Annotated in this window: 15 protein-coding genes and 1 tRNA gene; 6 read left to right on the top strand and 10 right to left on the bottom strand. The window is 64.7% G+C overall.

Features of this window, described 5'->3' with window-relative positions; genetic code table 11:
* Together VLR48_RS09635 and VLR48_RS09630 are read left to right on the top strand one after the other, a co-directional pair.
* On the top strand, nucleotides 1-343 hold a 343-nt coding region (locus tag VLR48_RS09635; protein WP_325291576.1), incomplete at its 5' end, for a DUF1698 domain-containing protein.
* The gene (locus VLR48_RS09630; protein ID WP_325291575.1) at nucleotides 340-972 is read left to right on the top strand and encodes a putative molybdenum carrier protein; all 633 of its coding nucleotides are present in this window, start codon (nucleotides 340-342) and stop codon (nucleotides 970-972) included. The genes VLR48_RS09635 and VLR48_RS09630, both read left to right, overlap by 4 nt.
* On the opposite strand, the gene VLR48_RS09625 is transcribed toward VLR48_RS09630, so the two are convergent.
* Nucleotides 929-1,168 (bottom strand): RND transporter, encoded by a 240-nt coding sequence (locus VLR48_RS09625; RefSeq protein WP_325291574.1) that lies wholly within the window; start codon nucleotides 1,166-1,168, stop codon nucleotides 929-931. The two genes, VLR48_RS09630 and VLR48_RS09625, sit on opposite strands and share 44 nt — an antisense overlap.
* Before the next feature lie 211 nt (nucleotides 1,169-1,379).
* The gene (locus tag VLR48_RS09620; RefSeq protein ID WP_325291573.1) at nucleotides 1,380-2,822 is read right to left on the bottom strand and encodes a DUF294 nucleotidyltransferase-like domain-containing protein; all 1,443 of its coding nucleotides are present in this window, start codon (nucleotides 2,820-2,822) and stop codon (nucleotides 1,380-1,382) included.
* A gap of 252 nt (nucleotides 2,823-3,074) precedes the next feature.
* On the opposite strand from VLR48_RS09620, the gene VLR48_RS09615 reads away from it, so the two are divergent.
* Nucleotides 3,075-3,149 (top strand) — tRNA-Val (locus VLR48_RS09615).
* A gap of 146 nt (nucleotides 3,150-3,295) precedes the next feature.
* Here the strand turns inward: VLR48_RS09615 and VLR48_RS09610 are convergent.
* The 4 genes from VLR48_RS09610 to parS all read right to left on the bottom strand — a co-directional run bounded on the left by VLR48_RS09610 (nucleotide 3,296) and on the right by parS (nucleotide 6,290).
* On the bottom strand, nucleotides 3,296-3,856 hold the full coding sequence (locus VLR48_RS09610; RefSeq protein WP_325291572.1) for a hypothetical protein: 561 nt from the start codon (nucleotides 3,854-3,856) through the stop codon (nucleotides 3,296-3,298).
* A 110-nt stretch (nucleotides 3,857-3,966) separates the two neighbouring features.
* A complete protein-coding gene (locus VLR48_RS09605) occupies nucleotides 3,967-4,983 on the bottom strand; it encodes a hypothetical protein (protein ID WP_325291571.1) in 1,017 nt (338 codons plus the stop codon).
* Between the two features lie 387 nt (nucleotides 4,984-5,370).
* Nucleotides 5,371-5,850: an RES family NAD+ phosphorylase gene (locus VLR48_RS09600; protein WP_325291570.1), complete on the bottom strand. Its 480-nt coding sequence runs from the start codon at nucleotides 5,848-5,850 to the stop codon at nucleotides 5,371-5,373.
* Nucleotides 5,847-6,290, bottom strand: coding sequence for a type II toxin-antitoxin system Xre/ParS family antitoxin (gene parS, locus VLR48_RS09595; protein ID WP_325291569.1), 444 nt, complete (start codon nucleotides 6,288-6,290; stop codon nucleotides 5,847-5,849). The genes VLR48_RS09600 and parS overlap by 4 nt, the downstream gene beginning before the upstream one ends.
* Before the next feature lie 66 nt (nucleotides 6,291-6,356).
* On the opposite strand from parS, the gene VLR48_RS09590 reads away from it, so the two are divergent.
* On the top strand, nucleotides 6,357-6,500 hold the full coding sequence (locus VLR48_RS09590; protein ID WP_325291568.1) for a hypothetical protein: 144 nt from the start codon (nucleotides 6,357-6,359) through the stop codon (nucleotides 6,498-6,500).
* A gap of 106 nt (nucleotides 6,501-6,606) precedes the next feature.
* Here VLR48_RS09590 and VLR48_RS09585 read toward each other — a convergent pair whose 3' ends face one another.
* Nucleotides 6,607-6,918 (bottom strand): antibiotic biosynthesis monooxygenase, encoded by a 312-nt coding sequence (locus tag VLR48_RS09585; RefSeq protein WP_325291567.1) that lies wholly within the window; start codon nucleotides 6,916-6,918, stop codon nucleotides 6,607-6,609.
* 757 nt (nucleotides 6,919-7,675) lie between these two features.
* Here VLR48_RS09585 and VLR48_RS09580 point away from each other — a divergent pair.
* The gene (locus VLR48_RS09580) at nucleotides 7,676-7,984 is read left to right on the top strand and encodes a monooxygenase (protein ID WP_325291566.1); all 309 of its coding nucleotides are present in this window, start codon (nucleotides 7,676-7,678) and stop codon (nucleotides 7,982-7,984) included.
* A 218-nt stretch (nucleotides 7,985-8,202) separates the two neighbouring features.
* Here VLR48_RS09580 and VLR48_RS09575 read toward each other — a convergent pair whose 3' ends face one another.
* The 3 genes from VLR48_RS09575 to VLR48_RS09565 are packed head-to-tail and all read right to left on the bottom strand — an operon-like array spanning nucleotide 8,203 to nucleotide 9,813.
* On the bottom strand, nucleotides 8,203-8,733 hold the full coding sequence (locus tag VLR48_RS09575; protein ID WP_325291565.1) for an MOSC domain-containing protein: 531 nt from the start codon (nucleotides 8,731-8,733) through the stop codon (nucleotides 8,203-8,205).
* Nucleotides 8,730-9,449, bottom strand: coding sequence for an RES family NAD+ phosphorylase (locus tag VLR48_RS09570; protein ID WP_325291564.1), 720 nt, complete (start codon nucleotides 9,447-9,449; stop codon nucleotides 8,730-8,732). The genes VLR48_RS09575 and VLR48_RS09570 overlap by 4 nt, the downstream gene beginning before the upstream one ends.
* Entirely contained in the window at nucleotides 9,412-9,813 is a 402-nt protein-coding gene (locus VLR48_RS09565) for an MbcA/ParS/Xre antitoxin family protein (RefSeq protein ID WP_325291563.1), read from the bottom strand. The genes VLR48_RS09570 and VLR48_RS09565 overlap by 38 nt, the downstream gene beginning before the upstream one ends.
* Nucleotides 9,814-10,061: 248 nt before the next feature.
* On the opposite strand from VLR48_RS09565, the gene VLR48_RS09560 reads away from it, so the two are divergent.
* A partial coding sequence (locus tag VLR48_RS09560) for a hypothetical protein (protein WP_325291562.1) occupies nucleotides 10,062-10,325 on the top strand: 264 nt, incomplete at its 3' end.

The raw sequence follows: 10,325 nt of genomic DNA, 5'->3' as shown, positions 1-10,325 counted from the left end.
ACTGTTGCGCCCCGGCGGCGAGCTGGTGCTGGAAACCCTTGTTTTGGAAGGCGAGGGCGAGGGATTGCTGGTCCCTTCGGGACGCTATGCCGCGATGCGCAATGTCTGGTTCATCCCGACGGCCGATGCGCTCGCGGTCTGGCTCGGTCGCTGCGGGTTCACCGGGATTCGTGTCGTCGACGTCACCCGTACCGGCCCACAGGAGCAGCGCTCGACCGACTGGATGCGCTTTCAGTCGTTGCTCGATCATCTGGATCCGGCCGATCCGAGCCGCACCATCGAGGGACACCCGGCGCCCGTGCGCGCCGTCCTGATCGCGAACCGACCGGAGTCTTGCCCATGACCGGATTCGTCGACAAGCTCAAGCTCAAGGAAAAGGCCGAGGAGGATCTCTACTTCGCCCGGCGGGACGCGGACCTGCTGGCGGCACGCAAGGCCGGCCAGGGGCCTGAGCCGAGCGTGCCCGCGGTGGGCGTCCGGGTGGTCTCGGGCGGCCAGACGGGTGTCGATCGCGCGGCGTTGGACGCGGCCATCACACTGGGTCTGCCGATCGGCGGCTGGTGTCCACTCGCGCGTCGCGCAGAGGACGGTCCTATCCCGGAGCACTATCCGCTGCGCGAGACCCCGAGCGCCGACTATGCGGAACGCACCGAGTGGAACGTCCGCGACAGCGACGCGACCCTGATCCTGCATCGCGGCCCCATGACCGGCGGCACCCGCCTGACCGCGGAGCTGGCGCGTCGACTCGGCAAACCCCTGCTGGCGCGCGACCTGTCGGCGCCGATCGATGTCCCTGCGATTGCCGACTGGCTGATCGCGAACCACGTCCGGGTGCTCAACTGTGCCGGACCTCGGGAATCCGGTGCACCGGGGATCGGCGAGGAGTCGCGGCGGATCTTCGTCGCGGTCTTTCGCGCTTGGCTTCGCCTCAGCGAGGCGTCGGGTCTTGTCCGCGCGTCAGGAGACGCGTGACCTTCAGGATGAGCAACACCCACGGGGTTGCATGCAGCACGAGATCGAAGATGTCGATCGGCTTCCCCAATGTCCCGTCGGCCAGCATCTTCAGCTTCTCCCAAAGATGCGGCTCCGGGGCGAAGGGTGATAGCCCAAGGGTCAAGGCGGCGATGACGAAGAGGTAAAGCGGAACGCGGTCGGTCCAACTGAGCATTTAATCAGTCCTGTGTGCGTGCCGGGTCAGCCCGAACCCGGCGCAATGGCGTCATAGAGTTGGGTGGCGGCGAGGGCGGAGGGTTGTCTGCCCCGGGTGTTATGGGGCGATGCAAGTCGCCCCCTCGTCATCGGCCCCGCCGCCATCCAGACCGAGCTCGGCCCATGCCGCATCGTCCCGCAACCCAAACAAGCTCTCTCGGAGTCGCGCTTCAGCGCCCCATCTGATTGAGATGAAACCGGCTTCGTAAGAAGCCCTGAAAGTGGCCGACCTCCTCGAGCGCAAGCTTCAGACGTCCCTCTTCGATCCGATTCAGCCGCTCAAGCGGTAGATAATTGTTCGGCTCGCGGCCTTCCTCGAGCGCCAGCAGCTGCGCGCGCAGCCGCAAGGTCACCAGAAAATCCAGGGCCGCGATCAGACTCTCGGCTTGCTCGGCACGCAGGATCCCGGCCTCCCGCAAGCCGAACACACGGCCGCGGGTACCGCCGTCGCCGACGCCCGCCTGCAGGGCCATTGCCTTGACCCCTTCGGTGATCGGAAAGATGCCCGCCTTCTTCAGCTCGATGCTGCCGCGGTGCGGCCCATGCCGTTCCGGCTTGATTCCCCCGAAAAACCCCAGCGGCGGCTTGAAACCGACCGCATTGGCGGCGCTGTGTGCCAAAAACAGATTATTGGCCCGCAACTGCGCCGTGATGTGGGTCTTCAGCTCGGCCTCGAAGCTCGCGTCTCCGTAAAGGGTGCGCAGATCGAAGAACATGCTGCCCGAGAGGATGTTCTCGGGCGAGGGGGTCCGCAGCCATCTCTCGAGGACACGTTTCCACTCGGAGAGACTGCGCCGCCACGCCTCGTTCTTCGCCATGATGCCGCCGTGGCACGCCGGCACGCCGATCCCGATGAGATGGTCGATCAAGTCGACACTGAAGGCCGCGAGGCGCGCGCGCTCGTCCGCCGTCATATCGTCCGCGTAGACGATCGCATTGTCCTGATCGGTCGAGAGTGTCTGCTCCTGCCGGCCTTCGCTCCCCAGTGCGAGGAAGGCGAAGCGGTCCGTGAGATCGGGGTAGCGCTCGGTGCGCACCAACTCGATCAGACGCACCAGGATGCGGTCGTTCAGATGCGCCACCGTCTGCACCAGATCCTTCGTCGCAACGCCCGTGCCCGACAGGTGCACAACGAGCTTCTCCAGCTTCTCGTGCAGGATCTTTAGATCATCGACGTTGGCCGCCTCCTCGATCTCCTTCATCAACTGCTGGGGCGAGCGACTTTGCAGCCGCAGTGCGTCGGTATCCGTGACGATCCCGCAAAGCGCACCGCTCGCATCCAACACACACAGTCGGTGGATTCGTCTGCGGCTCATCAGGTGAAGGGCCTCGAAAAGATAGTCGTCCTCGCCGATCGTCACCAAGGGACTGTTCATGACGTCGCTCACGCGCAGCGCGCCGGGATCCCGCCCCCGAGCCACGACCTTGTTGCGCAGGTCACGGTCGGTCACCATCCCGACCGGAACCTGATCCGAGCACACCACAATGCTCGAGATGTTTCGCTCGCTCATCATCTCCGCGGCGACGACCAGCGACTCATCCTGCTCGCAGGTCACGACATCGCGTTGACACAGATCCCTGACGGGAACGAAAAACACATTATCAGCGGACATTTGGCCTCGATAGCGACTGATTTTGACGACTGCACCGACGGTGGAGGTATGCGTTGGACCGCAAAGCGCTCCATTCGCGATCCGATGCATTCGCGAGATGGATCGATCCCACGGGACAGGACCGAATCCGCACACGCCACTTTAGCCCGGGGAACCCGATCACGCGAGACCGTGTGAGCGACACCGGCGACTCGCGCCGCCTCGGCGGCGTTGACCACGCCAACCTTGCCTGGTAAATTGCGCCGCTGATCCGGGCGCATAGCTCAGCGGGAGAGCACTGCCTTCACACGGCAGGGGTCGGTGGTTCGATCCCACCTGCGCCCACCAATACAATCAGAAACTTAGAAGCCGGCCTCGCGCCGGCTTTTTTGTCCGGGCCCAAATCGGGCCCATGTTGCGCAACCCGAAGACCGTGGTCGGTCCGAACTATGACCACTGCCTGAACAGGCATTCGGGGCCAAAACCGGTCCCATTTACGGCTTGGGCAAGCGCCCCACCACGCGCTCCGCGAGCGGCTTCGCCAGGCTCAGGCGGTCGCCGGCGAACCGCCCCAAGCTGGTCAGGATGACCTGGTACGGGCCAACGAACACCGCGAGCTGACCAGTATCCGCATCCCAGCCGGCGGGTCCGGCAAGACCTTCGACCGGTAAGGGAACAGCCGCCTCTCCGAGCTCGCGACGCAACTCGTCCACGTAGTCTGCGTAGGCTTGCGCCGGGTCAGCAGCGCCATGCGGTTTGACCAAGAGCCCCACACTGAGCATCGGCGCGTCGGTATGGGCGTTGTCGTAGTTGCACATCGACACCCAAAACGGCCCGCTGCCGAGCTCCTTGCCGTTGGGCTCGCCGACAACCGAGCCATACACCGCATCGACATCCGCCTTGGTCAGCAGCGCACAGGCATCGACCGGAGGGGGGCCAGCACCCTCCGCCCGGACCGCAGCACAAGGACCGCAGAGCATTCCGGCAAGCAGAAGCGTGGGAACGAGCCGGAATCCGGCCAAAGTGGAACGGGGTTTGCGATCGCTGAGCAGCATGAGGCAGTCCCTATCATTGTCTGAGCGGTTCGATGACACGACGAAGGGTAGTTCACAATAGGCGGGATGGTGGGTCCCAATCGCTCTTCACTAGCCCTCCAACCGACTCATCAACCACTCACCGATGCCCGCTCCGGATCGAACGACGCCTCCGTCCAATCCACCCCGGTCAGCAGCACCGACAGCATCCGCGCCCGCTCGGCGCACGACAGATAGAGATTCGTCACCAACCCCGACCGATAGGCCGGGTTCGGGAAGAATGCCTGGAACGCGAGCGCCCCATCCTGATAGCCGAAGCTGCCGAATCCGTAGCCCATCGGGGTTTGGCTCAGGGCGCGGGCGTTCAGCTCAAGCGCCAGGTGCCGACCCTCCACGTCCGATGTCACCGAAACGGGGAAGCGCTGCCGCAACGCCAGGCCGTTGCCATACCAGGGGTGGGTCTGATCCGTGGCGACCTCGCAGAGTGAGGAGGCGCGCTTGCCATGAGGGAACTCCACCGTGAAGCCCGTCGCGTCCCCCGATCCCGAAAGGGCAGGGGACTGATCCAGATAGACCTCGGCGAAGCGCGCGAGCTCATCGCCCGGCCAGCGTGACGCCGCCCGGCCCTCGGCATCGAGTCGCAGCAGGGCCTCGGCGATCAGCGCATCCGGCTCCGCGCGCGCTCCCCGCTCGGGATGGCCACTCCGGGCGGGCGCCGCGCCAACCGCCTCGGCGATAGCCGCCGCGCCCCGATCGGCATCACGGATCTGCAGCATGGCGGCCAGGCCGATCAGACGCCGCATCCAGCCGTCGATGTCGGCGTACACCCGCACCAGCGTGCAGAGATCCAGGGTGCGGCGATCCGAGTCGTAGACTGGACCAGCCATGCCAGCCGTGCGCAGCGTGACCGCCTGCAGCACCGCCAAGACCTCCTCGTCGAGATCCAGGTCGCGCAGCAGCTCGGTGCGAACCAGCACCAGAGCCGCCGGCGCACCGTCCGGCCTGGCTTCCCGGCCGATGACCTCCAGCGTCTGCGCCTGCCGATGCGGCCACCAGCGGAACCCGCGCGCGGTCTCCTCCGACCAGGCCGCGTCGACCTGGAACAGGTCGGTTCGCAGCCAATCCAGCGTGTTCTGTCCAACGCTCATGTTGATCCCTCCATCGATTATCTGCGTTGATCACGGGCAATGACCCGTTCGGCAAGGCGTGGGTCCTGTGACGGGCCTTTATGCATGGCGGTCGGGCACTGCGGCTGATCGGTCTGGCTCTCTCCGGCTGGGCGCGGGCGCACGTGCAGTCGGATCTGTTCGCGGACATGGAGATCACGAACGGGAGGGAGCCTTCCAGTCGGAACGGATACAGCGCGCCCGCCGACTGAAGTGCGACGACAGTCGACGTTCAGCCGGCATCGCGAATCGCGCCTTCGATCAGCCAAGGGCCCCGTGTCTCGTGATCCTCCGCCTCGCGACGGGGGTGGGCAACCACGCCGGGCGACACCCAAGGGCCGCAGCTGAGCCGAGGCGTTCAAGCCGGTCTCAAGTCGGCGCGTCCTTGAGCAGGCGCTGGTCCATGACCAATTTTCGCGGTTCGCCGATCACCACGGCGGCGGCGAAGCCGGGATGGGCGGGATTCAGGATCAGGTTGCGCTCGCCGGGCGTCACGGCGCTGGGCACAGTCAGCCCCACCGAGACGCCTGATGCGACCCATGCGTCGCCGATCGATCGCGTCGATGCCGGAGCAGGCCAGGCGGTGTCATCGGAAGGCAGCTCGGCCACGAGCTCGCACGCCAAAATGGCTTCGGGGACCACCTCAAGTGCGATGTAGCGCCAGTGTCCACGCAAGACGTCTTCAGCTTCCAAGTGGACGAGCAGCTCAAGCTGGGCAAGCGACAACGACTGGGCCGCGTAGGCCATCGAAACACCGGGTGAATTCCAGCGCCCGCCGAAGAGCCGCGCGCCTTCGCCGGTGAAGGCCGTCTCCAGATACGCCTCGTCGAGCAGACGAAACCATCTCAAGAAAAGACCCCATGGCGTAGTCGACCGATCAGTTGCTCGACCTCACGCGCACCGACTTCCGTGTCCGCGTAGTCGAGCGGACGCAAACCCGCGAGCGCGGTCTTCGGCGACTTGAGCCAGTCCCGGGCACGCTCGACGTCTCGCAGCATCTCGGTCGCTAGGGCCAAGAGTCGCTCGATGCGCAGCACTCGCTCCGACTCGGCCGGGTCCAGACGACCGGCTTGACGGCGCCGGACCAGGGTGCGGCTCGGAATGCCGGCATAGGCGGCCAGCTCCTGCAGCGACAGGCCCAAGGGTTCGCGCAGGGCCTCCAGCTCGGTGAAGGGCAGGCCACGGCGCACGCGCTCGATCAGCTGCTGTGTTGGAGTCTGCAAGACCTTCAAGAGATCGGCTGCTTGGGGATGCGTCGGGACCGTGATCCCGGTCGCAGTGTTCGTCATAACCGGATACTCCACGAGTAACGCCACTTGGCTTCACTCTAAACGCCATTTGCTATGACAACAAGAATGTCTTTTCGACGTAGCACCCAGACCCAGCCGCTGGCGAGACGCACGGCAGTCGCCACGCTCACGGCGACTACCTCCACCGACCTCCTCGGGCTCGATCCCATCCCGGGCCGCGGGGACATCGACGAGCGTCTGCGCCGGTGATGGCCCATTTGCCAACCGCTGGTTGGCGCCTCCCGATCGGTCTTGATGGCCCCGCCGAATGTGCGGGCGGGGTTCGACACTCAATCCGGCTTCGCTCTCAGCCTGCTTAGACCCCGGCAGCGGGCTCCTCCAGCATTACGTCGAACAGTTCCAGCACGGGATGGCCCGCATAGGTTCCCTGAGGCGCCTTCGCCTGAGCATGGGCCTTGTGGAACGCCTCGGACTCACGCCAGGCATCGAAGTGACCACGCGAGGCCCAGGTCGTGTGAGAGGCGTACAGCGTGGTCTCTTCGTCCTCCGGCCCTTTGAGGAGCCGAAAGGTCACGAAGCCCGGCACCTGCGCGAGCTGGGATTGGCGTTGCCGCCAGAGGCGCTCGAAATCGGCCTCGAAGCCCCGGTTGATGCGAAACCGATTCATGGCGATGAACATCGATCGGATACCTCATAGGGTGACAGTGAACAAGCAGGCAATCCGGCCTCGCCGGCCACACGCGTGGCAGACGAGCCGGCCGGCTGCACGTGATGGAGGTTGGTCCGTGCCTCTCCCAGACAAGCACTGAGCAGGCAGAATGCGCGATGCGCTCGACGCATCGTCAACCGGGATCGCGGAGTGGAACGATGGCAGAGAATAGCAGCGTGCGAGACATCGCGGTGTCGGGGATCGATCTCGTCAAGCGCCGGATGCATTCCCTTCCGATCAAAAGCCGCAGGCGACCGGGACGCATTCGACGGCGTCTGGACCTGTGCGAGTTCGCTGCATGTGTCGCCGGCGGAGCTGCCCGAGGTGCTGCTGCGCCTCGGGAGTGCGCTCAAACTCAACGGGGTGCTATATGCCCCGTTCCGATATGGATCGGTGGAACGCGAGCATGCGGGGCGGCGGTTCACGGATCTGGGCGAGGCGGGGCTCGCGGCGCTGGTCGAGTCGGTGCCGGCGCTCGCGTTGCTGAAGTTGGCGATGAAGCGGATGTGGTGCTCGGAGAGTGCTGCGAACTTCCGTCCCATTGCCGTGCTCTCCCGTGCGAACCAAGTCGATATGTATCGGCCGGTGTCGGAGTGCAAACGACCAACGAATAAGGTTAGATCGTCCAACTCTGTCTTGGGGATCGCCGCCGCCGGCAAAGCAACCTTGCAGAAGACTCATTGGACTCACTCGCCACCGACAACGAGAGGTCCCGATGCCCATCCTCCTACAGATCGACTTCCCCTTCCAGGGCCCCTGGGGCGCCGAGATGAGCGCCACCATGCAGGGCCTTGCCCAATCCATCGCACAAGAGCCCGGCCTGCTCTGGAAGATCTGGACCGAGAACCCCGAGACGGGCGAGGCCGGCGGCATCTATTTCTTCAACGACCGGCCCAGCGCCGAAGCCTATCTGGCGATGCACGCCGAGCGGCTCGTCGGCTTTGGTGTGCCGCACGTCAACGCCAAGCTCTTCGAGGTGAATCGGGACCTTTCGGCGATCGACCGGGGACCGCTCGGAGCTTGAAGCATGGCCGACGGATGACCGTGCAATCCGCGGTCATGGACGCTGCTCGAACGCGCCGGCACAGCCGAGCGTCAAAGTGACGGTACGAATCGACGGTATCGCGTGTCGCATCGTGTCCTCCCGAGGATGCGACACCCAGGCCGATCGCGTGCAGGAAGCAGCGATCGAGAGCGGGGGCCGGACCAGGCGAATCCCCGGCGGCTAAGCCGACACTCCACCTACTCTCGGGGCAGTACCGACACCGGGTGGCCGATCCGAATCAGCCCGCCCTCGTGCACGCGCAGGCAGTGCCCGCCGTAACGCCCGAGCGCCTTGGCCATGCCGGTGCCGGCAACCCGATCCAGATACCCGCAGGGCGGGCGCACCCGATGCCACGTCAACAACGCCTCGCCGATCCGCAGGCTGCGGCCCCGTAGCTCGACCCCGACCAGCCCGGAGACCACCAGGTTGCGACGATGCTGTCCGGCGTCGAGCGGCAGTCCATGCCGGCGTTCAGCGCGCTGCAAGTCCTCGGCCAGAATCAGAGTGACCTGACACCCGTCGGTAAGGCGCCAAAAGCCACGGCCCAAGGCATAGCGGTCCTCTGCCAACCCTTGGTCGACGATCGCGAGGGTCTGCTCGCAGGCAAGCATCGGCCCCCCTGCCCCGTCCGCGACGAAGATCGCCGTGACGCGACCGTGAGGCGCAAGTCGGAAACGCCGAACGAACCGCCCGAGCCGCGCCCTCAGCCGATCAAGAGACGCTGTCACGTTAACTGGATCAGGGTCTTGCGGTAGACTCGCACGATGCGGGTGCCATCCCAGACATAGGAAAGGTGGGGACCCTGCCGAGGGATGGTGACTGCGGGTGGCCGCAGCGCGGCGATGCATTCCCCTCCGGGGTCGCGCACCGACCGATAGACAATCCCCCAGGACCGCACCGCGCACATCGCCAAGCCAAAGGCTTGAGATGGCCGCCAATCGACAGGGTTATGCAGATGGTCGTAGTGCGCGCTCCGGACATCGTGCAAGGGCTTCGCCACTTCACCCACGTAGACTCGCATGTCGATCTCCCCGGCATCCTCTCGCGTGTAGGCAAGGAACCGGGCACGGTGATAACTCGTCTCCTCGATTGCCGTGTGTAGGGTCTTGGCCGCGTAATAAACGCCGTAGCTGCCATCGCTGAATCGACTGGCCACGCCGATGTGCGTGAACGCGGCCATCACCGGCGTCGAGCCGGGACCACAGACACGATCTTCGCGATCGACCAGTGCGATATCCCCGGCCTCGTCGCGCAAGCGCTCGTTGGTCAGCCCTTCGAGATAGAACAACTCGTCCAACAGGTCCGGCTCCACCAGCGTCTCGAAGAGGTTGATGGGCGGAAACTCCGAAGAGACGATGCGGTACTGGTGCGTCCAGTCCAGATCGCAACGGGGCGGGCGCTGCGGATCAGAGTCCCCGCTGAGCATCGAGATACCGCCGCACATCCGCTAGATCGATCAGGCTGCCGCCGAGCATCCGCTCCAGCGCCGACTGCCCATGAAACAACGGCGCCGTATTGGGCTTCTTCACCCATTCGTCGGCCGCACGCGGCGACGGCAAGAGGATGTTCAACGCCTTGGCGATACCCAGCAGGTAACTGATGCGATCCAGGGCGTCCCGCCCAAGCCGCCGGGCCGTCTTCTCCGCCTTCCATTTGAAGAAGGTCGACTCCGGCGGATTGCCGAGCAAAATCCGCTCCTGAGCGGCCGTGAGCCCCCAGCGTTCGGAAAGATTAAAGAATGCCTGCAAGGCGGCACTGGAGAGTCGCTCGGGATCGAAACCGGTTTGGGGATGTGGGAGTGCACTCATCATCATAGACTCCAGATATGGAGTAATCTAATTATATACACTTAACTTAGAGTTTTCTGTCGAGGTTATCAAGTTCTTCTGAGGTTTGCATCGGCCAGAGCCTTATCCAGGTTCTTACGCGGGTAAACCGAGGGGCAGCGTGCACTGGTATCGGTGGCCGCTGTGCGATCAACGTATGCGCCGACTTGCACGATTCGACAGTCTCCGGCAGCGTTGAAGACTTTCCGTGCAGCAAGATGGTTGGCCGCATGACCACGCTCTTCTCGATCATCGAATCCCCGAACCATCCCCGATTCGACGCGCTCTACCAGCGCATCGGCATCACGCAGGTCAAGCTCGCCTCGCAACGCAAGGCGCTGCAGGCACTCAAGTCCATGACGCCGGACTGGATCGTGGCGGAATTCTTCTACGGTTTCGGCAACAACTACGCCGGTGCGAATGTCAGCAACCTGGACGTCCTTCTCGCTGCCGTGCGCAAACAGGCACCGTCGGCACGAACGATCGTGCTGGTC

This window comes from Thiocapsa sp. (genome assembly GCF_035467215.1).
GTDB lineage: Bacteria > Pseudomonadota > Gammaproteobacteria > Chromatiales > Chromatiaceae > Thiocapsa.
This window is presented reverse-complemented; position numbering and strand designations above follow the sequence as displayed.